This is a genomic window from Actinomyces sp. 432 (genome assembly GCF_009930875.1).
Classification (GTDB): Bacteria; Actinomycetota; Actinomycetes; order Actinomycetales; family Actinomycetaceae; genus Actinomyces.
Genome location: NZ_CP025249.1, coordinates 1226448 through 1251974 on the forward strand (window position 1 = coordinate 1226448; position 25527 = coordinate 1251974).

At 68.8% G+C, this 25527-nt stretch carries 25 protein-coding genes and 1 tRNA gene; 18 read left to right on the forward strand and 8 right to left on the reverse strand.

The genetic code is table 11. The features are described 5' to 3' along the window. Positions 1-10: 10 nt before the first annotated feature. The 7 genes from CWT12_RS05015 (at position 11) to CWT12_RS05045 (ending at position 8421) form a co-directional block, all read left to right on the forward strand. Positions 11-634 (forward strand): thymidine kinase, encoded by a 624-nt coding sequence (locus CWT12_RS05015; RefSeq protein ID WP_161923941.1) that lies wholly within the window; start codon positions 11-13, stop codon positions 632-634. 117 nt (positions 635-751) lie between these two features. Next, positions 752-1480, forward strand: a complete 729-nt coding sequence (locus tag CWT12_RS05020; protein WP_161923942.1) for a SatD family protein — start codon at positions 752-754, stop codon at positions 1478-1480. Beyond that, a complete protein-coding gene (locus tag CWT12_RS05025; RefSeq protein ID WP_161923943.1) occupies positions 1477-1671 on the forward strand; it encodes a hypothetical protein in 195 nt (64 codons plus the stop codon). Before CWT12_RS05020 ends, CWT12_RS05025 begins: the two co-directional genes overlap by 4 nt. 29 nt (positions 1672-1700) lie before the next feature. Then, positions 1701-2162: a hypothetical protein gene (locus CWT12_RS13405; RefSeq protein ID WP_202616281.1), complete on the forward strand. Its 462-nt coding sequence runs from the start codon at positions 1701-1703 to the stop codon at positions 2160-2162. A 309-nt stretch (positions 2163-2471) separates the two neighbouring features. Continuing rightward, complete coding sequence (locus CWT12_RS05035; protein ID WP_161923944.1) at positions 2472-2855, forward strand: hypothetical protein; 384 nt, start codon at positions 2472-2474, stop codon at positions 2853-2855. A gap of 14 nt (positions 2856-2869) precedes the next feature. Beyond that, positions 2870-4891: an HNH endonuclease signature motif containing protein gene (locus CWT12_RS05040; RefSeq protein ID WP_237564376.1), complete on the forward strand. Its 2022-nt coding sequence runs from the start codon at positions 2870-2872 to the stop codon at positions 4889-4891. Between the two features lie 113 nt (positions 4892-5004). Beyond that, positions 5005-8421, forward strand: a complete 3417-nt coding sequence (locus CWT12_RS05045) for an error-prone DNA polymerase (protein WP_237564318.1) — start codon at positions 5005-5007, stop codon at positions 8419-8421. Positions 8422-8456: 35 nt separating this feature from the next. Here CWT12_RS05045 and CWT12_RS05050 read toward each other — a convergent pair whose 3' ends face one another. Genes CWT12_RS05050 through CWT12_RS14325 form a run of 4 tightly spaced genes read right to left on the reverse strand, consistent with a single transcriptional unit; the run spans position 8457 to position 10528 of the window. After that, positions 8457-9824, reverse strand: coding sequence for an AI-2E family transporter (locus tag CWT12_RS05050; protein ID WP_161923946.1), 1368 nt, complete (start codon positions 9822-9824; stop codon positions 8457-8459). Position 9825: 1 nt separating this feature from the next. Then, positions 9826-9990 (reverse strand): HAD hydrolase-like protein, encoded by a 165-nt coding sequence (locus CWT12_RS13855; protein WP_237564319.1) that lies wholly within the window; start codon positions 9988-9990, stop codon positions 9826-9828. A gap of 8 nt (positions 9991-9998) precedes the next feature. Further along, positions 9999-10241, reverse strand: coding sequence for an HAD family hydrolase (locus CWT12_RS14670; RefSeq protein ID WP_442862548.1), 243 nt, complete (start codon positions 10239-10241; stop codon positions 9999-10001). A 56-nt stretch (positions 10242-10297) separates the two neighbouring features. Further along, complete coding sequence (locus CWT12_RS14325) at positions 10298-10528, reverse strand: HAD hydrolase-like protein (RefSeq protein WP_161923948.1); 231 nt, start codon at positions 10526-10528, stop codon at positions 10298-10300. A gap of 57 nt (positions 10529-10585) precedes the next feature. On the opposite strand from CWT12_RS14325, the gene CWT12_RS05070 reads away from it, so the two are divergent. The 7 genes from CWT12_RS05070 (at position 10586) to CWT12_RS05095 (ending at position 16799) form a co-directional block, all read left to right on the forward strand. Continuing rightward, a complete protein-coding gene (locus tag CWT12_RS05070) occupies positions 10586-11467 on the forward strand; it encodes a D-hexose-6-phosphate mutarotase (RefSeq protein WP_161923949.1) in 882 nt (293 codons plus the stop codon). 131 nt (positions 11468-11598) lie between these two features. Beyond that, positions 11599-11685 (forward strand) — tRNA-Leu (locus CWT12_RS05075). 215 nt (positions 11686-11900) lie between these two features. Then, complete coding sequence (locus CWT12_RS05080; protein ID WP_161925309.1) at positions 11901-13121, forward strand: MFS transporter; 1221 nt, start codon at positions 11901-11903, stop codon at positions 13119-13121. Between the two features lie 39 nt (positions 13122-13160). After that, the gene (locus CWT12_RS05085) at positions 13161-14408 is read left to right on the forward strand and encodes a bifunctional GNAT family N-acetyltransferase/nucleoside triphosphate pyrophosphohydrolase family protein (RefSeq protein ID WP_161923950.1); all 1248 of its coding nucleotides are present in this window, start codon (positions 13161-13163) and stop codon (positions 14406-14408) included. After that, complete coding sequence (locus tag CWT12_RS13865) at positions 14335-15192, forward strand: hypothetical protein (protein ID WP_237564320.1); 858 nt, start codon at positions 14335-14337, stop codon at positions 15190-15192. The genes CWT12_RS05085 and CWT12_RS13865 overlap by 74 nt, the downstream gene beginning before the upstream one ends. Beyond that, positions 15189-16397: a M3 family metallopeptidase gene (locus CWT12_RS13870; protein WP_237564321.1), complete on the forward strand. Its 1209-nt coding sequence runs from the start codon at positions 15189-15191 to the stop codon at positions 16395-16397. Before CWT12_RS13865 ends, CWT12_RS13870 begins: the two co-directional genes overlap by 4 nt. 54 nt (positions 16398-16451) lie before the next feature. Continuing rightward, positions 16452-16799 (forward strand): DNA primase, encoded by a 348-nt coding sequence (locus tag CWT12_RS05095; protein WP_161923951.1) that lies wholly within the window; start codon positions 16452-16454, stop codon positions 16797-16799. A 34-nt stretch (positions 16800-16833) separates the two neighbouring features. Here CWT12_RS05095 and CWT12_RS05100 read toward each other — a convergent pair whose 3' ends face one another. The 4 genes from CWT12_RS05100 to CWT12_RS05115 all read right to left on the reverse strand — a co-directional run bounded on the left by CWT12_RS05100 (position 16834) and on the right by CWT12_RS05115 (position 20621). After that, positions 16834-17811, reverse strand: coding sequence for an aldo/keto reductase (locus CWT12_RS05100; RefSeq protein ID WP_161923952.1), 978 nt, complete (start codon positions 17809-17811; stop codon positions 16834-16836). A gap of 117 nt (positions 17812-17928) precedes the next feature. Continuing rightward, positions 17929-18150, reverse strand: a complete 222-nt coding sequence (locus CWT12_RS05105) for a sulfurtransferase TusA family protein (protein ID WP_161923953.1) — start codon at positions 18148-18150, stop codon at positions 17929-17931. 69 nt (positions 18151-18219) lie between these two features. After that, positions 18220-19332 carry a YeeE/YedE family protein gene (locus CWT12_RS05110; protein WP_161923954.1) on the reverse strand — a complete coding sequence of 371 codons (1113 nt, stop codon included), beginning with the start codon at positions 19330-19332 and terminating at the stop codon, positions 18220-18222. A 473-nt stretch (positions 19333-19805) separates the two neighbouring features. Then, complete coding sequence (locus tag CWT12_RS05115; RefSeq protein ID WP_161925310.1) at positions 19806-20621, reverse strand: RecB family exonuclease; 816 nt, start codon at positions 20619-20621, stop codon at positions 19806-19808. A gap of 303 nt (positions 20622-20924) precedes the next feature. On the opposite strand from CWT12_RS05115, the gene CWT12_RS05120 reads away from it, so the two are divergent. Genes CWT12_RS05120 through CWT12_RS05135 form a run of 4 tightly spaced genes read left to right on the forward strand, consistent with a single transcriptional unit; the run spans position 20925 to position 25513 of the window. Beyond that, positions 20925-22418 carry a sugar ABC transporter ATP-binding protein gene (locus tag CWT12_RS05120; protein WP_161923955.1) on the forward strand — a complete coding sequence of 498 codons (1494 nt, stop codon included), beginning with the start codon at positions 20925-20927 and terminating at the stop codon, positions 22416-22418. A gap of 3 nt (positions 22419-22421) precedes the next feature. Further along, positions 22422-23381, forward strand: coding sequence for an ABC transporter permease (locus CWT12_RS05125; RefSeq protein WP_161923956.1), 960 nt, complete (start codon positions 22422-22424; stop codon positions 23379-23381). Between the two features lie 35 nt (positions 23382-23416). Then, positions 23417-24352 carry a sugar ABC transporter substrate-binding protein gene (locus CWT12_RS05130; RefSeq protein WP_161923957.1) on the forward strand — a complete coding sequence of 312 codons (936 nt, stop codon included), beginning with the start codon at positions 23417-23419 and terminating at the stop codon, positions 24350-24352. Between the two features lie 48 nt (positions 24353-24400). Next, on the forward strand, positions 24401-25513 hold the full coding sequence (locus tag CWT12_RS05135) for a site-2 protease family protein (protein ID WP_161923958.1): 1113 nt from the start codon (positions 24401-24403) through the stop codon (positions 25511-25513). Positions 25514-25527 lie beyond the last annotated feature (14 nt).

The window sequence follows — 25527 nt, forward strand, 5'->3', positions numbered from 1 at the left end:
GGGTGCACGTATGGCCAAGCTCTACTTCCGCTATGGCGCCATGAACTCCGGCAAGACCACGGGGCTGCTGCAGACCGCCTACAACTATGAGGAGCGTGGGCAGCGGGTGCTCCTCGTCAAGGCCGCCATAGATACCAAGGGAGATGACACTGTGGTATCCCGCCTGGGGATGACCCGCCGTGTGGACTTGCTCGTCACCAGCTCCGATGACGTGCGCGCCCTTGTACGGCGTGCAGCTCTGGGTGAGCGTGCCTCCGACCTGCGGGTCAGTGCGCTTGAGGCGGTTGACTGCGTGCTGGTCGATGAGGCGCAGTTCCTCACCCCGGCACAGGTAGACCAGCTCATGGAGGTGGTGCTCATCGACGACGTCCCCGTACTGGCGTACGGGATCCGTACCGACTTCCGCACCCTGAGCTTCCCCGGATCGCGGCGCCTGCTGGAGATCGCCCACTCCCTGGAGGAGCTCAAGACCATCTGCCGCTGCGGGCGCAAGGCCATCTTCAATGCCCGCAAGGCGGGGGATGAGTTCGTGTTCGACGGCGATCAGGTGGCGATTGATGGCGTTGACGTCACCTATGAGCCACTATGCGGCAAGTGCTACCTGGAGGTCGGCGGCGTGCTGCCGGGGGTGTGAGTATCCGGGCAGGGCGTTCGGGCGGCGGTGCGCAGTCGGCGCCCAGAGCTGCCGGCTTGTGCTGAGCCTCCGAGAAGATCCTTGTAATGGGGGAAATACAAGCGATACCGTGGAGGCGTGGATGTCTCTTACGCCATCATCGCCGATATCGTCGGGTCCAGGCGGCTGACCGATCGCCGCGCCGCGCAGGCTACCTTCGTAGACGTGCTCACGCGGGCGGCCGCGGGGCTGGCGCTGCCGCAGCCGCCCGTCGCCACCGTCGGTGACGAGTTCCAGGCCGTCGCCGCCTCGTTGCCAGCTGCCCTGACGCTCACCCTGCGTGTTCAACTGCACTTGCCCGAGGGGCTGGCCCTGCGGTTCGGCATCGGTGCCGGATGGGTGGAGACGGTCTCCTCCGACGCCGGCGGTGCTGACGCTGAAGCCAGTATTCAGGACGGCACCGCCTGGTGGGCGGCGCGTGAGGCCATCGAGCAGGCGCACGCCGTGCAGGACTCGGGCCGCGAGTTCTGCCATACCTGGATGCGGGTGGCGCAGGACGCTGTCGTCCCGGGGGGCGCCCAGGAAGGCGAGGCGGTTGTCAATGCATTGCTCCTGCTGCGTGACCAGGCCGTCTACCGCCTGCGACCACGGCAGCGGCGCATGACCATGGCGCTCCTGGCGGGCGCGACTCAGGTCGAGGTGGCTCGGTCGGAGAAGGTCAGCCAGCAGGCCGTCTCCGACTTCTCCCGCGGGCCGGGGGCCGCCCTCATCGAGGCCCAAACCCTGCTCGACACCCTGCTCGTCACTCTGATCGACCCTGTCGGCGTGGCGCGTACGGGACAAATGCCGCCGGCGGTGCAGCAATGACCGCGCTCGTGCTGCTGCTTACCGGGCTCGCCAGCACCCTGCCGGTCCTGGCGCGGCGAATCGTCGGCGAGGGACGCCCGGGGCGGCGAGCCGTAGCGATCGCCGTCGGGACCGGGGCGATCGTCGTTGTCGGAGTCATCCTCGCCCGGGGCCGCTGGGGCTCACGGCCGCCGGGGTCGCGCTCGCCATAGCCGTCCCGGTGGGGTGGAGCGTATGGGAAATGCTTGTATCAACCGAGCGGGGCGAAGCGGCGGCGCTCATCGTGCTTGCCGTCGGCTGTGGGGCCTGTGCCGTGCTGACTGCCCCCGTTGGTACGCCGACGGCACGGGCATGCGCCGTAGTGGGTGTGGTCATTCTCCTGGGGGCGCCGGCGAATGGGCTGGTGTCGGCCGTCCTCAGTCTTGCACGTGGCTCCAATGCGTCCGCGGGCGCGCTGTCGCCGCTGGTGGTGGCGATGCGTGGTGGCCGTTGGATCGGACCGCTTGAGCGCATCCTCATCCTCTTGCTCGCGGCGGCCGGCGCACAGGCCGCGGTCGCAGCGGTCATCGCCGCCAAGGGCGTGATCCGCTTTCCCGAGATCAACAAGGATCAGGACGGTCGCAAGGCGGAGGAGTTCCTCATCGGCTCGATGACCTCCTGGATTCTGGCGGTGCTTGCCATCGCTGGGGTGTCGGTGGCCTGAGTCGGAGGGCGTCCGCGTGGCGCCGGGGAGGGCCGAACCGCTGCGGGGCCGCTTGAGGCGGCTTGCTGGGTGATGGGAGATGCGCGAGAAATGTGATGCGCATCTCGCAAGCGTGGGCACGTTGGTGGCTATGGGGGTCGAATTCGTGTCGGACCCCCGCGCTACTGTGTACATATGTTCGAAGGTAGGGGTGTTGAGAGCCGGCCCGCCCGGCGTGCCCGGGTGGGGCGGGTGACACCGCCTGCTGTCGCTAAGAAGCTGCCCGGGCCCCTGCCAGGTCCGCAACCGCGTCACCCGGCGGGACTGCGGGTGGATAGCGAGGCGGAGGGCCTGGTTGAGCGCCTGTCGGGGGTGCCGGCGGGCGCTGACCTGGCAGATCTGATTGAGGGTCTGCTGTCGGTGCTGCTAGTGCCTGCCCATCCGGGCGCCACCACTGATGATGCCGATGGCGCGGCGGACGCCAATGAGGTTTTGAGCATTCCTGATACCGACGCTGTGCTGGCTGCGGTCACTAGCCCGGCCGAGCGGACGCTGGCCGAGGCGGCCGGGCGGCTGGGTATGGACTGGGGACAGGGCACGGGGCTGATGCGCTCGCATGTCTGGGTGGCCAGGTGCTCAGCGAGCTGGTGGGGGCCTGCCACCGGCTGGGTGCATGGGCGGCCTGGGCGGAGGGCGTGGCCGCCGCCTGCCTGACCCGGACGGCGGAGATGAACCGAGGCATCCCACCCTGGGGGCCAGGAGGAGAACTTGAGTGCCCGGTCACTGAGGATGAGCGGAGGTTCACCGCCAGCGGGGAAATCTCCGCCCGGCTAGGCACCACTCGCAGCAGTGCGGGCTTACTCCTGGATCGTGGCCAGGCCATGCTGCAACCCGAGTTCGCGGCCACGGAGGCCTTGCACCGGGCCGGCATGCTGGACACTTCTAAGACTGCCCTGATCATCCGCCGTCTACAGGGCGTCAGCCCTGACACGGCGGCAGCAGTGCAGGAACGGGTGCTGGCCCGCGCTCCACGCCGCACCTGCTCTCAGCTGGGGCGGGACATTGATCAGGCCCTGGCCTCTCTCGACCCCAAGGGCATCAGTGGTAGGCGCAGGCGGGATGAGGCGGGACGGCGGGTGACCCGTCCCCGCCCGGCTGGTGAGGGCACCCACGAGATGCGTCTGCTACTGCCGAGCCTGGACGCGCTGCTGCTGGACGCCACCCTGGACGCAATCGCTGCCAGCGCGCGGGCCGGCGGTGACCGTCGCACACTGTCCCAGTTGCGGGCCGATGCCATCACCGGCATGACCCTGCGTACCTTGCAGGGCAGCCAGAACCTGGCCTGCCGAACCGCAAACACCAGCAACGCCGGCACCTCCACCAGCGGTGACGTCGGCGTAGACGTCAACGGTGCCAACGGCTATGGCGCCAAACACAGCTGCACCTGCGGCGACGGCACTGGTGATGACGCCCATGGCGATCCGCAGACGCCGACCGTAGCGGGTGCCGCGGTTCCTGCGCTCCTCACCGCCGCCGTCGGCGGGAGTGATCCTGCCCTTGGCGGGGTCGAGCAGGGGGCCGCGGGTCTGCTGCCGGATGGGGTGCCCTTGCCGGGCCTACTGGGGGCGCTAAGCAGCCTGGTAGAGCCATCCCGCCCCTGGTGGACGCCCTCCGGCCTGCGCCCCGTGTTTCCGCCACCTGGAATCACCATCAATGTTGACGTCACCGTGCCGTTGAACCTGATCCTGCCCGACGGCGGCGGGGAAAGTCCGCCCGCTGACAGCAGGAGCAGCCTGCCCGCTTCAGGTAGAAGAGAGGTGACCGCGGGCGGCGGGAAGGCTGATCCTGAAACTGCCGTTGGCAGCAGTCTGCCCGCAACTGGCGGCGGGAGCGCTCTGTCCGGTAGAAGCACCGGGACTCTGCCCGGCTCAGGCGTGTCCGGGGTATCTGAGTCGGCAGAGGTTGTGGTCGGCGCCGGCCGCATGGCGGTACCCGCCGCCACAGCCAGGGCGCTAGCGGCCGGCGGCACCTGGCGCAGGCTGGTCACCGACCCACTGTCCGGGGCGGTACTGGACGTGGGGCGCACTCACTACCGACCCCCAGTCGGCCTACGCGACCTGGTGCAAGCCCGTGACCAGGAATGCGTCTTCCCCGGCTGCGCCACCCCCGCTGCCCGCTGCGACATTGATCATGTCGTTCCCTGGGCTGCCGGCGGTGCGACCAGCCTGGACAACCTCGCCGCCCTGTGCCAGGCCCACCACCGCCTCAAGCACGCTCCTGGCTGGACTCTCACCCGCCAGCACACGGATGAAGGCGATGCGGCGCTGATCTGGACTACACCCACCGGGGCCCGCTATCGCCGTACTCCCGACGGCACCATCACCCTCCTACCTCGCCGCATCGGGCCACGCCAACTGGCCATGCCCGCCCAGCGAGTACCCCAGCACCTGGCCGACGCAGTTGACGGTGCGGTGGTGAGTCGGCTTGAGCACGGCCTGGACCTGGCTGCACAAGCACAGCAGAACGACCCTGCCGACGGCTTCGCTGCTGCCACGGCCGCGGCGCCTGCCACTGACGCGGCGCCTGCCACTGATGCGGCCAGCCCCGCTCGGCCCTCGCGACCCCCCGAAATAGTCAGCCGTGGGCCTCGTCCCGGTCACCCCACCGGTGCCTTTGAAACCAAGCCCTTTCCCCATGCCCTCCACGAGCTGGGGCTGGCTCCACTACTTGATCAAATTCCGCCCTTCTAAGCCACACCCCGGAGGGGCGGCGCAGGGCCCCGACTGCTGGCAACGCTGGGTTCTAGTCGTTGGCGGCGCCAGCCCTGACCACTCTTCCGATGACATCCATGAGGAGTACTTCCATGACTCTCAATTCCCCAAGCAGCGACGGAGCTTCCGGCGGACTCCTGCAAATGCCCGAGGTCACTGCGGCACTCGCCGCCACCGCAGGCACTAAAGGCTCTAGCACCGCTGCCGGGACCCACCACTACGCCGAGCTGCACGCCCACTCCGCCTACTCCTTCCTGGACGGCGCCAATGAGCCCGAGGACCTCGTCGGAGCCGCCGCCGAGCTCGGCCTCGAAGCCATCGCCCTGACCGATCATGACGGTATGCCCGGCATCGTCCGCCATGCCCAGGCCGGTCGTATTCACGGCACCCCCACCATCTACGGCACTGAGCTCACCCTGGCCGACGGCACCCACCTGCCACTCCTCGCGCGTATCCCGCGCGGCTACCACCGCCTGTGTGCAGCCATCTCCCGCCACAACCTCGCCGCAGGCCGCCGGGTAGCCCCCGCCTACCAGCTGCCCGACCTCGCCGCCGCCCTGCAGGTAGGTACGGCCGCAGGAACCGGTACCTCCGCCTGCCTGGTTCTTACCGGCACCCAAAACGGTCCCCTCCGTCATGCGCTTGGCGATCCGCAGCGTCCGGACAGCTGGGACCTAGGGTCTGCCGACGCCGTCCTCGGACGCCTGGTCGAACTATTCGGCCGTGATGCAGTCGCAGTTGAGATCTCGCTGAGCGCGGGCCCCACTGATGCCGCACTCACCGCCGCGCTCACCGAGCTGGCCGCCAGGTACCGCCTCCCGCTCATCGCCACCGGCGCCGTGCGCTGTGCCCGTCCGTCCGATTCTCGCCTTGCGGATGTTCTGACGGCTACTCGCCTGCGCACGGACCTGGAGGGTGCCCGCGGGCACCTGCCCGCCCTCGGCCGCTGGCTGCGCAGCCCACAGGACATGGCACGGTTGCACCGTCGTGCTCCGCACGCCGTCGATACCGCCGCCGAGATCGCCCAGGAACTGGCCTTCGACCTCAACCTAGTCGCTCCCGGACTGCCCGAACCGGAGGTCCCCCCAGGGCACACGCCCGCCACCTGGCTGCGTGAGCTGACCCGCCGCGGTGCCCTGGCCCGCTACGGCACCGAGGCGCAGGACCCCGAGGCCTGGGGAGTACTCGCCCATGAGCTAGACGTCATCGAGTCCTTGGGCTTCCCCGGGTACTTCCTCATTGTCCGCGCCATCGTCGACTTCTGCGAAAACGCCGGCATCCTTTGCCAGGGGCGGGGAAGCGCCGCTAACTCCGCCGTCTGCTACGCCCTGGGCATCACCGCAGTGGACGCCGTGCGCCACCACATGCTCTTTGAGCGCTTTCTCTCCCCGGGCCGGAGCGGCTACCCGGATATAGACCTGGACATTGAGGCCTGCCGCCGCGAGGAGGTCATCCAGCATGTTTACGACCGCTACGGGCGTGAATACGCCGCCCAGGTAGCCAACGTCATCTCCTACCGGCCCCGCTCCGCCATCCGTGACGCCGCCCGCGCCCTGGGGCATCCCGCCGGGCTGCAAGACGCCTGGGCCTCCCGGATGTCCCACCACCGCAGCACGATCCATGCCGAGGATGACTCCGCGGCAGACGCGCCCCCGCAGCAGGTCCTTGACGTCGCCGGGCACCTGCTGCGTCTGCCCCGGCACCTGGGCATCCACTCCGGCGGCATGGTACTGGCCGACCGGCCGGTCACCGAGGTCTGCCCCGTGCGGTGGGCGGCGCTGGAGGGACGCACCGTCCTGCAGTGGGACAAGGACGACTGCGCCGCTGCGGGACTGGTCAAATTCGACCTGCTGGGACTGGGCGAGCTGACCGCACTGCGCCTGGCCTTCACCAGCCTTGCCGAGCGCGGTGAGACGGTGCCCGACCTCGTCCCCGGCGGAAAGCTCCGCCCCGCGCAGACGGGCCGACCCTGGGGACTGCACACGCTCCCCGAGGAGGATCCGGCCGTATACCGGCTGCTTGGCGCTGCCGATACGGTGGGCGTATTCCAAGTCGAGTCCCGCGCCCAGATGGCCACCCTGCCCCGCCTGCGCCCGCGCGAGTTCTACGACATCGTCGTCGAGGTCGCCCTCATCCGCCCCGGCCCCATCCAGGGCGACGCCGTCAACCCGTATATCCGCCGTCGCCTGAAGCGTGAGGAGGTCACCTACCTGCACGACTCTCTCAAGCCCGCCCTGGCTAAGACTCTGGGCATCCCACTGTTCCAGGAGCAGCTTATGCAAATCGCCGTCGACGCCGCCGGCTTCAGCCCGGCCGAGGCCGATGCCCTGCGGCAGGCGATGGGGGCCAAGCGCTCCGTAGAGCGCATGGAGGCCCTGCATGAGCGCCTGGTGCGCGGCATGGTGGAGCGGGACATCGATCCCGCGACCGCGGAGGTCATTTTCGACAAGCTCCGTGGCTTCGCCGACTTCGGGTTTCCCGAGTCCCACGCCTTCTCCTTCGCCTACCTCGTCTACGCCTCCGCCTGGCTCAAGGTGCGTAAGCCCGAGGACTTCTACGCCGGCGTCCTCGCCGCCCAGCCAATGGGATTCTGGTCCCCGCAGACCCTGGTTGCCGACGCGCGCCGACACGGTGTACGCGTGCTGCCCGCCGACGTCAACTACTCCCGGGAGCAGGCCGGCGTGGAGACCCATGCCGGCTCCGCTCCCGTGCAGGCAGAGTCCAGCGCGCTCAGCCCCCTGGACGTGCACCCCGAGCTCGCCGTAAGGCTAGGACTCAGCCCCATAAAAGGACTGGGCGACGCCGCCGCAGCCATAGTCGCCGAGCGCACCCTGAATGGCCCCTACACCAATATCGCCGATCTTGCCCGCCGCGTGCACTTGAGCCGCTCCCGCTTGGAAGCGCTTGCCGCCTCCGGGGCGCTGAATTCCCTTGGCATTGACCGCCGTGAGGCACTGTGGGCCGCAGGTGCTCTGGCGCAGGAGCATGGGCGGCGTCATGCTCATCCCGCCAGCCCTGGCCACAGCCGATCCGCCTGGTACCAGCCGCCACTGCCCGGCACTGCAGTCGGCGCACGCGCCCCGCAGCTGCCCGCCATGACCCGGCGGGAGCTTCAGGACGCCGATCTACGCCTGACCGGGGTATCCACCCAGGCCTCACCCCTCGTTTTCCACCGCGGCCGGCTGGCTGCAGCCGGCGTGCTCACCGTCAACGAGGTCCTGCGCCATGAACCGGAGCGCAGGGTGCGGGTAGCCGGGATCGTCACCCACCGGCAGCGACCGAACACGTCTGCGGGCACGATCTTCCTCAATCTTGAGGACGAGACCGGACTGCTCAACGTGATCTGTCCCGCGGGCATGTGGCGCCGCTACCGCGACGTCGGCCGTCGAGCCGCGGCACTAGTGGTGCGGGGAATGGTCGAGTCCGGTGATGGCGTCACCGCCCTGGTAGCCGAACAACTCACGCCCCTGCACGGGGTCACCACACCGGGCAGCCGTGACTGGTGCTGATGCGCCGAGCGCCCGCTGGGCGCCCGGCGCATCGCTCAGCCCTTGTCCCCGGAATAGGCCGGCAGCTCACCTACCACCGGCGCGTCCTTGGTGTGCAGCTCGGAATAGACGGACCAGGCCACGCTCACCAGCGGAACTGCCACGATCGCACCCAGCAGGCCCGCCGAGTATGTGCCCACGGCCACGGCGATGATTACCACCACCGGGTGCAGCGAAACCTGCCGCCCCATGATCAGCGGTTGAAGGATATGCCCCTCGATCTGGCCGATTCCAGCCACCCCCAGGCCCACCACGATCATGGTGATGAAGCCCTTCGAGGCCAGAGCCACCACCATGGCGATAATCATCGCCGCCGGGGCGCCGATGATCGGGATGAAGGCGCCGATGAAGACCAGGACCGCCAGGGGCGCGGCCAGCGGCACACTGACGATCTGGAGGAAGATTCCACACATGATCCCGTCGGTGAGGGCCACCAGCACGGTGCCGCGCGCATAGCCGGCGAAGGTGTACCAGCCGGCGCCTGCGGCGTGGTGGACATCCTCGCGCATACTGGCCGGCAGCTCGTTGAGGAACCACCGCCACATGCGTCCGCCGGAGGCCAGGAAGAAGATCGTGGTGAACACTGCCAGGGCCAGCACGGCGAAGATATTCACCACGGTGCCCGCGTTTGACAGCACCTCCGTAGCCAATGTGGGGGCATTGCTCATCAGGTAGTCCTGTCCCTGCCTGACTAGCTGCTGCAACTGCCCCGTGAGCTCCTGCTGGGTCAGGTCCAGCGGCAGTGGACCGTTGACGATGAAGTCGACGATGGTGTCGACGCCGTCGGAGAACTGTGAGGCGAGGGTGTTCCACTGACTGGTCACCGAGGTAACCACGTAGGTCACCAATCCCACCACCAGCGCCAGGGCGCTGAGCAGACCGAGGAAGGTAGCGGGGTAACGGGGCATGACCCGGGCGAACAGGTTCACCAACGGCTGCAGGATCGAGGTGAGCACCAGCGCCATGAATACGCCCACAAACACCGGGATCACCCGCGAAGTCGCGAAGAAGACCAGGCTGATGACGATTAGCAGACCTAGCAGCAGCCAGGCCGATATTCCGCCGCGAACCAGCCACGAGGGCAGGGAACTGAGCGGGGAGCGGGGAACCGCGGGCGAAACGTCACCTTCCGCCCCCGCCGCGTCGGCGGTCTGCGAGTCCTCATAGTGCAGCTGCTGCTCGCGGGCATCGAGCCGGGCGCGTTCAGCCCTGTCAATCGTGCGGCCCAGCACGTCGCGTCCTTCGCGCAGCCGTGACGTGAGGTGCTTGAACGCGGAGTCAGAGGCCGCCGCATCCGAGTTCGGCTCCACGTCCTGCAAGGGCGCCTCGTCCCGGTCGCCTGATGAAGTATCGGCGTTCGCCATATCAGATCTCCACTGCCAGTAGTGAGGCCAGCTCGGCCGCGGTGGTGACAAGCGCGGCTGCACTGCGCAGTGACTCGGGGTCACCGTAGCCCCATAGGACGCCGATGCAATCTATCCCCTCGGCACTGGCCCCGGCGACGTCATGATGGAGGTCGCCAATGTGCACCGGCCGACTCAGGTCGGCTCCGGTTGCAGCCAGGCGCTGCAGCGCGGACGCAATGACCTGGTCCTTGCGCCCCCGACGTCTCCGGAGCCGGCGCCGCTGACCACGGCGAAGCAGTCGAGCAGCCCGGCGTGGTCAAGGATCTCGCGCGCCAATCCCTCATGCTTGGAGGTTGCCAGGGCCAGCGGTGTTCCCGCAGCTGACAGGGCGCGCACCAGCTCGGCCACGCCGTCGTAGAGCGGGGAGTCAAGCATCGTCCTGCGGTAGTGGCGTCGGTAGGTCTCCACCGCCTGGGTGTTGGCGGCTCCGGTCAGGCCGGCGTACAGCCGGAAGCCGTCAACCAGTGGGGGCCGACGAAGCGCATCAGCTCCGCGGGCGCCTGCGCGGGCAGCCCCAGTTCCTTGAATGCCCCCTTCAGCGCTGCGAGGATCGCGGGCGCGGAGTCGATGAGGGTTCCATCCAGGTCGAACAGGACGACGGTCGGGGCATCGGGAAGCGGGAACTGAGGGTTGGCATGACCCGCTCCAGCGGTGACTTGCATGTTTTTTCTTGCTCGCTCTCACTCGCGGACGCGGTTCAGCCTACTAGCGTGGCACCCATGAGCACAGACACCACGCGCCCCGACCTGCCGCGGACCGCGGCCCTGACCCCGGGGCGGGGCGGGCAGCCGCGGCTGCTCGTCGATGCGCCTGCGGGCAGCGCGGAGATCTACCTGCACGGAGCCCACCTGACCGCGTGGACCCCGCGCGGCGGCAGGCCCGTAATCTTCACCTCACGCCGGGCGGTTTTTGACGGTGTGACACCGATTCGCGGCGGCGTTCCGCTGTGCCTGCCCTGGTTCGGGACGGGGGTCGACGGCCGGATGCGGCCGGCGCACGGCTGGGGGCGCATCTCTACCTGGCAGCTGCGCAGTGCTCAGCCACTTCCGGGCGGTGGTGTGCAGGCGCTGCTCGGGCTGGAGCGCGACGGCATCGCCGCACTGTACTCGGTGGAGGTGGGGGAGGAGCTGATCCTCACGCTTTCCCTACGGCGTACCGCTAGTACTCCCACCGCCGCCCCGGTGGAGGCGGCCCTGCACACCTACCTGGCGGTTGGTGACGTAACCGCGGTTGAGGTGACGGGGCTGGAGGGCGCCACCTACCTGGACAAGGTGACCGGGCGCGCCGGGCAGCTGCAGCGCGGGCCGCTGCGTATCACCGGGCAGACGGATCGCGTGTACCAGTCGGGCGGTCCTACGGCTCCGGTCACTGTCAGCGATCCGGGGCACGGCCGCCGCATCACCGTCGTCGGCGCGCATGCGCCCAACACGGTGGTGTGGAACCCGTGGAGTGCGGGCGCTGCCGCGATGGCGGATATGGATGACGACGAGTTCGCCTCCATGCTGTGCGTCGAGAGCGCCGCAGTGGGAGAAAACGCCGTCATTCTGGAGCCCGGCCAGTCAGTGTCGCTGGGAGCCAGAATCACCGTTGCTCCACTGTGAATCCCGCCGCCTCGTCCCCGCTGCTGCTGTGATGCACGGCACCCGTGCCGGATTTGCCCGCTCTGGCCCGGAACGTGTTAACTTTCCTGCGTCAGCGGCGTGGGCCTGTGCCCCGCGGCGGTGGCAAGTCAGTCCGAGTGGCGGAATAGGTAGACGCGCTAGCTTGAGGTGCTAGTGCCTGATTAAAAGGGCGTGGGGGTTCAAGTCCCCCTCGGACACCCGCAGCGGGGCCGCGGCCGTTACAGGTCGTGGCCCCGCCTCGTATCCGCTCATCGTCGGGCTGCCCTCCCACCGGCGCCCCGATCGACTCCCAACCCGATACCTCAGATACCTCGACAGATACCTCGACAAGGACCACACCGTCGTGACCGCCGCCCCGCCCGGACGCAAGCACTCGCCCTCCGTCATCAAGGCACGTATCGCCGTCTACCTGATGTTCCTGGCCAACGGGCTGGGCTTTTCCAACCTGGTACCGCGCTATCCGGAGATTCTGGAGCATTTGGGCATTACCAAGGCGGCCTTCGGCCAGGCCGTCATGTTCAACTCCATTGGGGCGCTAGTGGCCGGGCTGGCGGCATCGTGGCTCATAACCCGCTTCACGTCCGCGCGGGTGGCGTCCATCGGCATGATGGTTCTGGGGCTCGGCCTACTGGGAGCCGGCCGGGCCGATTCCTGGATCGTCTTCGCCCTGTGCATGGCCTGGGTCGGTGGTAGTGACGCGATCGTCGACGTCGCTCAGAACGCCCACGGGCTGCGCGTGGAGCGCCGCTGGGGTGGTTCCATCATCACCAGCTTCCACGCCGCCTGGTCGCTCGGGGCGGTGCTCGGTGCCACCATGGGGCAGGCGATGGCGGGCGCCGGCGTACCCGTGGAAACCCATATGGCCGGTGTGCTGGTGCTGCTAACTGTCGTTTCCGGCGCGGCCCTGCCCGGGACCATCAAGGGCCCGGACGCCGACGACCGCAGCCTGGCTGATGCGGCGGAGGATGCCGCCGCCGGCGTCGGCACCGTTGCTGCGCCCGTTGGCATTGATCCTGATGCCGCCGCCACGTCGCCGATCGTCCCGTCCCGGGCGATCACCGCACTGCTGGTGGTGGTGCTCGGGCTGATGTGCGCCGCCGCCATGTTCCCCGAGGACGTCACCGGTAACTGGTCCTCGCTGCTGCTGACCGAGCAGGGAGCAGCCCCCGGCATGGTGGGTATGGGGCTGGTGAGTCTGCAGGTCACCATGATTGTCGGGCGGCTGCTGGGCGACGCCGTCATCGACCGGCTCGGCGCCCGCAAGGTGATCGCCGGCGGGGGAGTGCTGGTTGCCGTCGGCATGGGCACGGCTCTGCTGGCCGGCTCGGTGCCGGGGACGCTGGTGGGCATGGTGGTCTCCGGCGCGGGCTGCGCCGTGGCCGTGCCGGTGGCCTATGCCGCCGCGGACGACATCCCCGGCCTGCGCCCCGGCATGGGGCTTACCGTCGTGTCCTGGCTCGCCCGGGTGATCATGCTGGTCTCCCCGCCCATCGTCGGCTGGTTCGCCGATGCCCACGGCACTTGGGTAGCACTCGTCTACGGCCTCATTGGTGGCATCATCCTGATGCTGAGCTGGCCGGCACTGCGCAGGGGGCCGCGCTCCAACGCCGCGGGTCAGGCCGTCGCCGCCTGAGCGGGAACCCGCATGCGGCGCTGCCGGTAGGCTCGCCACATGCAGCCCTTCGAGATCCGCGTGCCCGCCGAGACCCGCGACGGCGCCGACCTGCCCGCGCTCCTGTTGTCCGTTCCCACCGGCGCCGACGTCGACCGGGTGGCGGAGATCTGCCAGGATCCCGACATTCAGGAGTGGACCACCGTCCCCCGCGGCTACACCCGGGCACACGCGGAGGACTTCGTGCGCCGCACAGTACGCGCCGGCTGGGAGGCGGGTAAGGACCTGAACTGGGCGGTGCGCGAGATCGGAACCGACGGCGTCGCGTCGCTGGTGGGCATGATGGGCATTTCCGGACAGCCGGACGGCACCTGGGAGATCGGCTACTGGCTGGCCCCCGAGGCCCGGGGGCACGGCACCGTCTCTCGGGCGGCACGCGCAGTCATTGAGGTCGCCTTCGCACCAGAAGGGCCCCTGCGCGCGGCCGCCCTGCGCTGGCGCTGCGACATTCACGACGGCGTGCCCAACTGGGCCTCGTGGCGCGTGGCCTGGGGGCTGGGCTTCCGTCGTGAGGGAAGGGTGCGTTCCTTCCTCGCCAACGACGGTGTCCTGCACGACGGCTGGGTGGGCACCCTTCTGCCTGACGACCCCCGGCGGCCCGTGGCTCCTTGGGACGGTCCCGTAACGGTCGGCGGGCAGGTGGCAGGCTCCTCCCATACCCACGGCGATGCCACGCCGCTGGTGGCCGCCGACGCCGTCGGCGAGCGCGAGGGGGACGACCCCGAGGCGCTGGTGCGCCGGTTCCACTCCACCTACGGCCTGCCGATCCAGACCGACGGGCCCAGTCTGGACCGTGAGAGCCTGCACATGCGCATGAGCCTTATCGCCGAGGAGTTCGCCGAGCTGACCGGCGCCGTCTACGGGCAGGCGGCCCGCAGCGAGATCGAGTCCGCATACCGGCGGGCCGTCGCGGCCGACGACGGCACCCGCGACACGGTGGAGGCTGCCGATGCCCTGGCCGATCTGGTTTACGTCATCTACGGCATGGCCCTGGAGACCGGCATCGACCTGGCGGCGGTGCTGGCCGAGGTACAGCGCTCCAACATGTCCAAGCTCGGGCAGGACGGCAAGCCCATCTACCGGGAGGACGGCAAGGTCCTCAAGGGCCCCGGATTCTTCCCCCGGACGTTCAGGGCGTGCTCGGGCTCTGACAACCCCGTGGCAGGATGGGTGCATGACCGACTCGACTCCAGCAGTGGTGGACGCACTTCCCGAGACCAACCCCTTCGCCCGCCCCTGGGAGCTTGACCTGGAGCTGCCCGACTTCACCGCCGTGAAGCCCGCGGATATCGAGCCCGCCGTCCGCGCCGGCATGGCGGCTCAGCGCGCCGAGTGGGAGGCGATTGCCACCGACCCCGATGCTCCGACGGTGGAGAACACGGTCGCCGCCGTCGAACGCAGTGGCGAGCTGCTGTCCCGCGCCCTGACCGTCTTATACTCCCTGACCTCTGCTACCGACAGCCCCGAGCTGGATGCGCTGGAGGAGCGGCTGGCCCCGGACCTGGCCGCTCACGAAGACGCCTACAGCCTCGATGCTCGCATATACCGGCGTTTCAAGGCGCTCGACGAGCGGGTGCAATCCGCTGCCGCGGCCACCCCCGCCCAGATCCCCGTGGATGCCGACGGCCAGGTGATTGACGCCGAAACCGCCCGCTACATCCGCCTGGCGGTGGAGGAGTTCGAACGCGAGGGCGTCGCCCTGACCGGCCCGGACGCGGACCGGCTGCGCGCCATCAACGCCCGCCTGACGGCCCTGTCCACCCGCTTCGCCACCCTGACGACCAACGCCATGCACGCCGCCGGCGTCGCCAACTTCACCGCTACCCCCGCGCTGGTCACCGCCGCCACCCACGCCGAGCGTGTCGCCCTGCTGAACCGGTCACTGGGTCGCGGACTGTCCGGGGAGCACGACACCCGCGCCATCGTGCTGGAGGAGGCCGGGCTGCGGGCCGAGCGGGCCCGCCTGCTCGGCTACCCCACCACGCCGCCGTCGTCGCCGCCGAGTCGGCCGCCCGCACCAGCCAGGCGGTGAGCGAGCTGCTGACCCGCCTGGTACCTCCGGCCATGGCCAACGCCCGCCGCGACGCCAAGACCTACGCCGCCCGCATGGCCGCCGACCCGGCCACTGTCCCCGGCGAGAGCTTCGGCCCCGCCGACTGGCCCCACTACGAGGAGGCCGAGCGCAAGGAGCGCTTCGGCATTGACGACGCCACCCTCGCCCCCTACCTGGAGCTGAGCAATGTCATCGAGCGCGGCGTCTTCTACGCCGCGGGCCGCCTGTACGGCATCTGCTTCCACGAGCGGCCCGACCTGGCCGCCCACATGTACGCCCCCGACGTGCGCGTGTGGGAGGTCCGCGACGGCGAGGGAGACGACGCGCCCGTGCTGGGACTGTTCATCGGCGACTACTACGCCCGCGAGGGCAAGCACGGTGGCGCCTGGATGGACTCCCTGGTGGAGCAGAGTCACCTGACCGGCCGCAAGCCGGTGGTCATCAACTGCCTGAACCTCACCAAGCCGGAGGCCGGGCCCACGCTGCTCAGCTGGGACAACGTCATCACCGCCTTCCACGAGTTCGGGCACGCACTGCACGGCCTGTTTGCCGACACCCGCTGGCCCAGTGCCTCGGGCACCAACGTGCCCCGCGACGTCGTCGAGTTCCCCTCCCAGGTCAACGAGAAGTGGGCGTTGCACCCGCAGGTCATCGCCTCCTATGCCCGGCATGTGGACACTGGGGCCCCACTGCCGGAGGGCCTCGCCGAGCGGCTGCGCAGCCAGGGCGCCTTCGGGCAGGGATATGCCACCACCGAGTACCTGGGAGCCGCTGTCCTGGATCAGGCCTGGCACACCTTGCAGCCACAGGAGGTGCCCGCCGACGTGACCGCGGTTGAGGGCTTTGAGCACACCGCACTGGCTGACGTCGGCATTGATGACGCCCTGGTCCCGCCCCGCTACCGCAGCACCTACTTCGCCCACGTCTTCGGCGGCGGCTATGGGGCCGCCTACTACGCCTACATCTGGAGCGAGGTTATGGATGCCGACACCACCGAGTGGTTCCGCACCGACGGCGAGGGCGCCCGCGACGGCGACCTGGGCCTGAATCGCGAGGCCGGGGAGCGCTTCCGCCGCGAGTTCCTCTCCCGGGGGGACTCCCGCGACCCGCTGGTCTCCTACTGCGCCTACCGCGGCCGCGATCCGCGGATCGAGCCGCTGCTGCGGCGCCGCGGACTGAACTAGATCGTTGTTCGGCCTGAGGGTGAACTCCGGTACTTAACCGGTATCCTGTGCCACATGACGAACGACCCGCGGTTAGCGCTCAATCGACTCATTGCCGCCTTCGAGGCGCACCTGGACGCCGCCGCGACGGGTGATGAGGCGTCTCCGGCCGTTGTCGCGGCAGAGGACGCGCTTCAGGATGCCTTCTTCACCTACGACGACGCCCTGTTCACCGCCTACGGCATCGAGCTGCCCTTCGACGCCTTCGACTCCGACGAGGACGAGGACGAGGATGAGGATGACGAAGATGCGGAGGATGATGAGGACGAGGGCGCCGAGGACGACTACGACGACGAGGACGTGGACGAGGACGACTACGACGACTACGACGACCGGGAGGTCGACGAGGACTACGAGGACTGAGCCCCCGATCGTCGGGCACCAGGGGCGCAGCCGGTCAGAATCGCTCCGGGTAGCCGAGCACCGGTGCCGTCACCTCATCCAGGGCGCGTCGGATCTGCACCGGTAGCACTAGGTCCTCGGCTGCCAGAGCGCCACGCAGCTGCCCGGGAGTCCGGGCACCCACAATGCTGGAAGCGATGCCCTCGGCGTCTCGAGCCCATGACAGCGCCACCTCCACCGGTTTACGGTCCAGGCCGACAGCGGCCGTTGCTACCGCCTCCACCACGCCCTGGTGCCGTTCGCCCAGGTAGGGCGCCACATATGACCGCAGATGGGGCGAGGCGCCGCGCGAGTCCGGGGGAGTGGCGGCCCGGTACTTACCGGTCAGGACTCCGCGCCCCAGCGGCGCATAGCCGATGACGCCGAAGCCGAGCGCATCCGCCGCCGGCGCCAGCTCCCGCTCGATTCCGCGTGCCAGCAGCGAGTGCTCCACCTCTGCTGCAGCCATACCGGGGCCGCCGCCCTGCCGCAGCAGATCCGCCAGGTGCACGCTCGCCCAGGCTGGGTGATTGGACACTCCTACGTACCGGGCCCGCCCAGTGGCCACCGCGGTGCGCAGCGCATCGGCGGTCTCCTCCAGCGGCGTGGTGGCATCGGGGACCTGCACCAGCCACAGGTCCAGGTGGTCCGTTCCCAGACGCGCCAGGGAGTCGTCAAGCGTGTCCAGCAGGGTGCCGCGGGAGGCATCGGCCGCCGTCGAGCGCGCACCGGTGCGCCAGGTACGCACACCCGCCTTGGAGACCAGTACCAGCTCGTGCCGGTCTACTGTTCCAGCGAGCAGGGAGCCGATTACCTCCTCGGCGGCGCCCTCGCAGTAAGAGGCGGCCGTGTCCAGCAGGGTGCCGCCGGCGTCGAGGAAGATCTCCAGCTGATCCTTGGCCTCGATCTCATCGGTGTCTCGGCCCCAGGTCATGGTGCCCAGCCCGACTGCGGAGACGCGCAGCCCGGTGCGCCCGAGCCTCCTGTGTTCCATGGGCCAACCGTATGGCCAACAGCCTGTCTGACCGCGCAGGCAGACAACGGCGCGCCCCGCCTCCCGCGCCGGCACGGCCAGGGCGGAAGGCGGGGCAGAAGGCGAGGCAGAGGGAGGCTACTTGCGGACGGTGATGCTCCAGGAGGCCTCACCGGTCTTGGCGAACTCCGTGACGGTGTAGCCGTTATCCGCCGCCCAGGCCGGCAGGGACTGGGTGCCCTGGGTGCAGTCGAAGGCGATCACCAGTTCGTCGCCGATCTCCAGATCGGCCATGGCCTCCTCTGCCTCCATAACCGGGAACGGGCAGACCAGGCCCTCGGTCTCCAGTACGGTGCGCATAATCGACTCCTTTTCTGAGATGGAACTTGACTAGGACATGGATGGAACTCGGGTGTGCACGGCGGCGCATCAGCGTGCGGCAACCGGGCTCGCCGCCCGGGTGCCGTTGGCGCGCCCGGAGGGGGACGACGCCGCCTCGCGTGCGGCACGTCTCTGGTTGCGGGGACGGATAAGGGTGAAGTAGGCGGTGATCCCGACGCCGAGGACCTGGAAGACCAGGGCGGTCCACCCCTGCCAGGACAGCAGAGAGGTCTGCACCAGGGCGTTGCCGATGGAGCAGCCTCCGGCCCAGGCAGCGCCCACCCCCATGAGCAGCCCGCCGGCGATGGACCGGCGAATAACGGTGGCGGAGGGGACGCGGACGCGGAACTCGCCCGAGGCACGTGCACTGAGATGGGAGCCGAGCAGGATTCCGAGGACCAGCATTACGCCCCAGTCGAGTCGGTCGGCGTCCCCGGTGACCAGCCAACCGACGAGGTTCGACGACGGCGTGGTGATTCCCAGCCCGTCATGGCGGCCGGTGGCCCAGGAGGCCGGCCAGGCGACAATCGCCACCAGCCCGACGAGTACGCCCGTGACCAGTGGGTTCCAGGCGCGTTCGAACAAGAGGTGGTTCAGCCCGGTGCGCTGCGCGGCCAGTTGCAGGGGGACCGGCCTGTCCGCGGCCAGACGGAGCTGCCACCGTACGAGGCCGGCGACGCCGGCGACGAGTACCAGCACGCCGACCCAATCGGGTAGGCCGAAGGCGGCGGGGATCGTGGTCAGCTGAGTGGGCCACAGTCCCTTGACCCACGTGGTTACCGGGGCGAGCACCCCGGTCTTGGACACGGCTGCGGTAACGGCGTAGGCGATGAGCGCGAACCAGGACCCCACCAGGCCCTCTCCGGCACGGTAGTAGGTGCCGGTGGCGCAGCCTCCGGCCAGCACGATGCCCACGCCGAACAGCAGGGAGCCGACCGCGGTTGCCACCACGGAGAGCGTGGGCACCTCCGGGGTGATGGCGCCGGTGGCTGTGAGCAGGGTCACGCCGACCGCCTGGACGGCGACCGCCAGCAGGAAGGCGGTCATCCACCGCCAGGAACCGGAGACCCACAGGTCCCTGAAGGCTCCGGTGATGCAGAAGCGGCCGCGTTGGAGCACGAGTCCGAGTACGCCGCCGACGAGTAGTCCGGTGAAAATCAATGGGGGTCCTTTGTCCGACTGTACGAACCGCCGTGAGCGCGGTCCGGTTGGCGAGGACGCGGGTAGGGCACTGCTGCGGCGCTGAAGGCCGTCGGCACAGGCGTAGGCCCACCCGCGACTGTGGGTGATGGGCTACGGCCTGACCAGGGGCGCCTACGGGCGCGTGCCGCCGCGCCGGCAGGTCGGGGGAAGAAGCAGGGGAGTATTAGTTGGGTGCTGCTGCCTCACTGAGCCCTGGCCAGGTCGAGCATGCAGCAACACGCTCCGCGCTGTGCGCGAAGGGTGCGGGCTACGATCTGGGAGCTCATGAGTGCTGTCTTCCTTGCGGGTTCGGGATCGGTTCCAGGATCAGGTTCAGGTAACTGATACGGGTTCGTCCGGCCACGGTCGGTAACCGTGGCCGCGATGCTAGACGTGGCCGGATGCCCGGCGCCAGCGGGTGACCACTTCGTGAGACGGGGTGCGGGCGCGCTTTAGCCGCCGGGTGAGCGTCTGGCGGTCAGTAGGCGCGCGACGCCGTCGGCGGGCAGCTCGGGAGTGGTTCCACCGAACAGCGGGCACTGGGCCTGGTAGGCACACCAGTCGCACAGGCGGGAGCGGCGCGGGGCGAACTCGCCGGCGGCGGCGCAGTCCTCCACCTCGTCCCAAATGTGGGCGAGCTTGGTCTCGGTGGCTTCCAGCTCGGGCAGGCGCGGATCGTGGGTGAGGGTGCGCCCGTCCTTGAGGTAGACGATCTGCAGGCGCGCCGGCGCTCGCCCGCGCAGGCGCCAGAGCACCAGGGCGTAGAAGCGCATCTGGAACAGCGCCTCCTCCTGGAAGCGCGGGCCGGGGGAGCGGCCGGTCTTGTAGTCGACCACGCGCATAGCGCCGTCGGGGGCTACGTCCAGGCGGTCGACGAAGCCGCGCAGCAGCAGCCCGTCGCGCGTCTCGGTCTGCACGAACAGCTCACGCTCCGCAGGCTCCAGCCGCTTGGGGTTCTCCAGGTGGAAGTAGGCACTTATCAGCGTGCGCGCCTCATCCAGCCAGGGGGCAACCGCAGCGGAGTCCGGGAACAGGCCCATGACCTCGGGATGCTTCTCCCGGTGGGTCTGCCACTGCCCCGGCAGCATGTCCAGGGCGGCCTCGCGGGTGCGGTCGCGTGCCGGCAGATCGTACAGGCGCTCCAGGATCGCGTGTACGAGCGTGCCCTTGTGTGTGGCAAGGGAGCCGGGCTCAGGGAGGCGGTCGACGGTGCGCAGGCGGAACAGCAGTGGGCACTGCATGAAGTCCTTGGCCCGCGACGGCGACAACGCGGTACGTCCCGAGCCGCGGCGACCACCACCGCCGGGTCCTGTGGGGCGCGCACCGGCGGCTGGTGCTGCGGCTGCTGTCGCGGCCGGAAGGTCTGGTTGCTCAGTCACGGTGTGAACCTACCGCGGCCCGGTGACATGAACGGCAAAGCCCGGTTCGGCTGTCCACAGGCCGGTGGCACAGCCCCTGCGGATACGCCGCCTGTGGATGGCGGAGAAACCTGCCTGCGATCCCCCTATTGACAGGACAATAGTGGCGTCCTAGGCTTCAGATCACTGAATCGTCTACGCAAGGGAGCGGTCATGGGCGAGGTGGTGCTGGAGGCGCGCGGGATTGACAAGTCCTTCGCCGGCATCAAGGTCCTTGATGATGTCTGCCTGGATGTGCGCAGCGGCGAGGTGCATGCCCTCATGGGGGAGAACGGCGCGGGCAAGTCCACGCTCATGCGGATCCTCATCGGCGTCCTGCATGCCGACGCCGGGGAAGTCCTGATCGGTGGTCGGCCTGTCCGGATCGGGTCCGTGCGCGAGGCGATGGACCTCGGTATCGCGATGATTCACCAGGAGCTCAACCCGGTGCTGGACATGCGCGTGTACGAGAACATCTTCATCGGCCGCGAGCCGCGGGGGCGCCTTGGGCTCGCCGACCTGGGCCGGATGCGTCGGGAGGCCGCCGAGCTGCTGGATGCCATGGGCGTGAAGCTGTCCGTGGACGCCTATATGCGCGACCTGTCAGTCGCGCAGTGCCAGCAGGTGGAGATCGCCAAGGCGCTGTCCGTGGACGCGCGCATCGTCATCATGGATGAGCCCACCTCCGCGATCACCGATGACGACGCTGAGAACCTGTTCGCCCAGATCCAGCGCCTGCGCGACGCCGGGGTCGGCATCATCTACATCTCCCACAAGATGGAGGAGATCTTCCGGGTCGCGGACCGCATTACGGTGCTGCGGGACGGCAGGCGTGTGAGCACCGGCCCGGCCGCGGAGCTCGATGAGCCCGCGCTGATCAGGGCCATGGTCGGACGGAGCATCGACGATGTCTTCCCCAAGCGGGAGGTGCCGCTGGGGGAGCCGGCCTTCGAGGTACGCCACTGGAGCGTGCCGGGCCGCGTCCATGATGTCAGCCTCACACTGCACCGCGGTGAGATCATCGGCATTGGCGGGCTCGTCGGCGCCGGCAGGTCCGAGCTGGTTGAGTCCCTGTTCGGATTTGGTCGGCACTCCGGCGGCACGGTGCTGCGCGATGGCGTAGAAGTGAGGCTGCGCCGCCCCGCCGATGCCATTGGGCACGGAATTGCCCTGATCACCGAGGACCGCAAGCGCACCGGCCTCAACCTCAGGGGAAGCGTCCTGGAGAACGTTACCCTGCCCTCTCTCGGGCGATTATTCGCCTCCGGTCTGATAGCGCCGAGGAAAGAGCGCCGGACCGTGATCCATTACATGCAGTCGCTACGGGTCAAGGCGGTTTCGCCGAACCAGTACGTGGCTGAGCTGTCGGGCGGTAATCAGCAGAAGGTCGTCTTGGCGAAGTGGATGCTGACTGAGCCCGACGTCGTCATCTTCGATGAGCCTACCCGCGGCATCGACGTCGGCGCCAAGCGCGATATCTACGAGCTCATCGGAGAACTCGTGGAGCAGGGGAAGGCCGTCATCCTCATTTCCTCGGAGATGGGGGAACTGATAGGGCTCAGCGACCGGATCATGGTTCTGGCGGAGGGCCGCTGCACCGGGACGCTGGAGCGCCCCGACTTCTCCCAGGAGGCGGTCATGGAGCTCGCCTCAAGATTTGAAGGATGAATCATGAACGCAGTTATACGAAGGGCAAAGGCCTGGTCCGTCCGCGACGCGGGAATACTGCTGGTGTTCCTCGCCCTCGTGCTGGTGCTGTGGCTGGTATCCCCTGAGCACCACTTTCTCAGCGTCAATAACGTGCTTCTGATCTTGGTCCAGACCACGATCAACGGCATCCTTGCGATGGGTATGATGTTCGTCATCATCTCCGGGGAGATCGACCTGTCGGTCGGATCGACCATAGGCCTGGCCGGCGTCGTTGCCGCCATGCTGGCCCATCCCGGTGAGTACCCCGTCATCGTGCCGATCGTAGCGGCACTCGTGGTCGGTGCGCTGGTCGGGCTGCTTAATGGAATCGGCGTCGCCTACGGGGCCATACCGTCCTTCATCGTCACGTTGGGGACCATGACCGCGGTACGGGGACTCGCGCTGATCGTCTCCGGCGGCGCCCCGATTTTCAACGTATCCGAAACCTTCGAGGCCTTCGCCAGTGCCAGGATCGGAAGGTTCCCCGTTATGGCGGTATACCTACTGGTCATCTTTCTGGTCTGCGCATTCGTTCTGCGGCGAACGGTGTACGGCCGCAGGGTGTACGCCGTGGGCGGCAACCCCGTGGCCGCCGAGGTCTCCGGGGTGAATGTCAGGCGCTCCAAGGTCTCAGTGTTCGTGATCGCGGGACTGCTGGCCGGCTTCTGCGGCGTACTGCTCGCCTCGCGGACGATAAGCGGCGCCCCCACCGCCGGTGAGTCCTATGAGTTGGATGCGATTGCTGCGGTCGTGATCGGCGGAGTGTCCATGTCCGGTGGGCGAGGCCGGGCGTCTGGTGTACTCATCGGCGCGCTCATGATCGCCGTGATCGCCAACGGGTTGGACATCCTGGGAATCGACGCAAACTTCCAGCGGCTGGTCAAGGGCGTCATCATCGTCGCCGCCGTACTGCTGGACGTCAAGGCGCGTCAGCGCCGCTGACCGGCGGGCACACCGACACGAGCAGGGGAGGGAATATGCAACGCGTACTGGCAGCGGTCGGTGCCCTGATCGCAGCCGCATCCATCCTTTCGGCATGCACGCTTGGTGCATCCGATGGACGTCCGCGGATCGCCCTAGTGATGAGCCACATGACAAATTCGTTCACCACCACAGTAGCCGGTGCCGCCGTTCAGGAGGGCGACAGGCTCGGACTGGCAGTGACTGTCTTTGACGCCAAGAGCGACGCCGCTACGCAGATCAGCCAGATCGAATCCGCCGTCGCGCAGGGGTATGACGGCATTCTGGTTGAGCCGGTCTCCAAGGAGGGCATCGCTCCCGGCCTCAAGGCGGCCAACGAGGCGGAGATTCCGATCGCCACCATCGTGCAGCAGGCCGAGCAGCAGGACCGTGCCGCCGCGTACATCGGCGGAGACGACACCGCCGCCGGCAGGCTACAGATGGAGAAGGTCATTGAGGCGATCGGAGAGGAGGGGACGGTCGCCGTCCTGTACGGTCCCATGGGATCGGACGGGCAGCTGCAGCGCAAGGCGGGCTATGACGCGGTTCTTGCCGAGCACCCGGGAGTCTCTATCGTCCTGGAGCAGACCGCCAACTGGGATACCGCCGAGGCACTCACCGTCACCGAGAACTGGCTGTCCACCGGCACCCACATCGACGCGATCGTCGCGCAGAACGACTCCATGGCATTGGGGGCGCTCAAGGCACTGACCAATGCCAGCAGACAGGACGAGGTTCACGTATCGGGTGTGGACGCCACCGACGACGGTGTCGCATCCATCCGCAACGGCGGCATGGCTGGCACGGTCTCCCAAGACACCGCCGGCATCGGCCGACTCGCGGTTGACACCATGGACAAGCTCATCAAGGGCGAGACGGTCGAGGCCGTGAACTTCACTGAAGCCGTGTGGATTACCGCAGACAACGTGGACACACTAGACACGGGGGACTAGCGGGGCCGAGCGCGGCGTCTCCGGGCCGCCGCGGATACTCTTCGTGCTATGACCGCATCAACTGCCCGGCGCTCAGGTTCCTGGACTCTGTTCACAATCGGCGGTGCGCCCGTGGTGGTCGCCCCCACCTCGCTGCTGCTGGGCCTGCTCATCGCCGGCAGCTGGTACCCGGTGGTGGCCGCGGCGCTGGACGGGTACGGACCCGCCACCGCGCTCGGGACGTTAGCGGTGGTAGTGCTCGCACTCACGGTAAGCATCCTGGCGCACGAGCTGGCCCACGGGGCGGTCGGCGCGTTGCTGGGGCGCCGACCGGTGCGCTACGAGCTGCACCTGTGGGGCGGACGCACAACCTTCGGCCCGACCAGTCGATGGCGGCCATGGAAGGACGTGCTCACCTCCTTGGCCGGGCCGGCCGCGAACCTGGTACTGGGGGTCATCGGGACCGGAACGCTTGGGCGGGTAAGCTCCGAACCGTTGTTCGTGGCGCTGTTTATGGCGAGTTGGCTCAACTTCGCCCTGGCCGCCTTCAACGCCCTGCCGGGTCTGCCGCTTGACGGCGGGCATGCGTTGAGCGCGCTTGTCGAACAGCTCAGCGGCCGGCGCCGGCTCGGTCAAAAGGTCGCTGCGGTCGGCGGGCTGCTGGTAGTGGCGGGCCTGGCCTGGCGTTGGATTCTGGTTCCCCTGGTGACGGGAAGACAGCCCGACGCCTTCACCCTGTTTCTCGCCGTCATAGTCTCCTGGCCCATCGCCACCACCTCCTGGCAGGTCCTCGGCCTGGGCCGGGGTACGCGCGCCGCGGCCCGCCTCGACCTGCGCAACCTGACTCGTCCGGTCGCCGTCGCCAGTGCCGAGACGCCTCTGGTCGCAGCGCGTGACCAGCTCGACGCCGGGGCGGGGCTGGTGCTCGTGACCGACGGCGCGCGGATCCTGGGCACGCTCGACGCGCCCGCCCTGGCCGAGCTGGAGCGATCCGGCCTGCCCGACGCCAACGCCGTCACCGTCGGCCAGGTGTGCACCGTGCTGCCTGCAGCCGCGGTCACCACCCAGGTCACCGGACAACCGGCCGCCGACGCCCTGGCGCGGGCGCGGGGCGTGTCGCGGTGGCTGGTGCTGGTGGAAGACGGGCGCGTCACCGGCGCCGTCCCCACCGGGGCCCGCTGATAGCGCCGTCTCAA

Excerpts from the sequence above, each read along its gene's own strand:
- CWT12_RS05080 (WP_161925309.1), top strand. The coding sequence starts at position 11,901 with ATGTTCCTGGCCAACGGGCTGGGCTTTTCCAACCTGGTACCGCGCTAT.
- CWT12_RS05130 (WP_161923957.1), top strand. The coding sequence starts at position 23,417 with ATGCAACGCGTACTGGCAGCGGTCGGTGCCCTGATCGCAGCCGCATCC.
- CWT12_RS05105 (WP_161923953.1), bottom strand. The coding sequence starts at position 18,150 with ATGCGCACCGTACTGGAGACCGAGGGCCTGGTCTGCCCGTTCCCGGTT.
- CWT12_RS14325 (WP_161923948.1), bottom strand. The coding sequence starts at position 10,528 with ATGCAAGTCACCGCTGGAGCGGGTCATGCCAACCCTCAGTTCCCGCTT.
- CWT12_RS05135 (WP_161923958.1), top strand. The coding sequence starts at position 24,401 with ATGACCGCATCAACTGCCCGGCGCTCAGGTTCCTGGACTCTGTTCACA.
- CWT12_RS13405 (WP_202616281.1), top strand. The coding sequence starts at position 1,701 with ATGCTTGTATCAACCGAGCGGGGCGAAGCGGCGGCGCTCATCGTGCTT.
- CWT12_RS05045 (WP_237564318.1), top strand. The coding sequence starts at position 5,005 with ATGACTCTCAATTCCCCAAGCAGCGACGGAGCTTCCGGCGGACTCCTG.
- CWT12_RS05050 (WP_161923946.1), bottom strand. The coding sequence starts at position 9,824 with ATGGCGAACGCCGATACTTCATCAGGCGACCGGGACGAGGCGCCCTTG.
- CWT12_RS05120 (WP_161923955.1), top strand. The coding sequence starts at position 20,925 with ATGGGCGAGGTGGTGCTGGAGGCGCGCGGGATTGACAAGTCCTTCGCC.
- CWT12_RS05125 (WP_161923956.1), top strand. The coding sequence starts at position 22,422 with ATGAACGCAGTTATACGAAGGGCAAAGGCCTGGTCCGTCCGCGACGCG.
- CWT12_RS05070 (WP_161923949.1), top strand. The coding sequence starts at position 10,586 with ATGAGCACAGACACCACGCGCCCCGACCTGCCGCGGACCGCGGCCCTG.
- CWT12_RS05095 (WP_161923951.1), top strand. The coding sequence starts at position 16,452 with ATGACGAACGACCCGCGGTTAGCGCTCAATCGACTCATTGCCGCCTTC.
- CWT12_RS05015 (WP_161923941.1), top strand. The coding sequence starts at position 11 with ATGGCCAAGCTCTACTTCCGCTATGGCGCCATGAACTCCGGCAAGACC.
- CWT12_RS05100 (WP_161923952.1), bottom strand. The coding sequence starts at position 17,811 with ATGGAACACAGGAGGCTCGGGCGCACCGGGCTGCGCGTCTCCGCAGTC.
- CWT12_RS14670 (WP_442862548.1), bottom strand. The coding sequence starts at position 10,241 with ATGCTTGACTCCCCGCTCTACGACGGCGTGGCCGAGCTGGTGCGCGCC.
- CWT12_RS05025 (WP_161923943.1), top strand. The coding sequence starts at position 1,477 with ATGACCGCGCTCGTGCTGCTGCTTACCGGGCTCGCCAGCACCCTGCCG.
- CWT12_RS05085 (WP_161923950.1), top strand. The coding sequence starts at position 13,161 with ATGCAGCCCTTCGAGATCCGCGTGCCCGCCGAGACCCGCGACGGCGCC.
- CWT12_RS05040 (WP_237564376.1), top strand. The coding sequence starts at position 2,870 with ATGAACCGAGGCATCCCACCCTGGGGGCCAGGAGGAGAACTTGAGTGC.
- CWT12_RS13865 (WP_237564320.1), top strand. The coding sequence starts at position 14,335 with ATGACCGACTCGACTCCAGCAGTGGTGGACGCACTTCCCGAGACCAAC.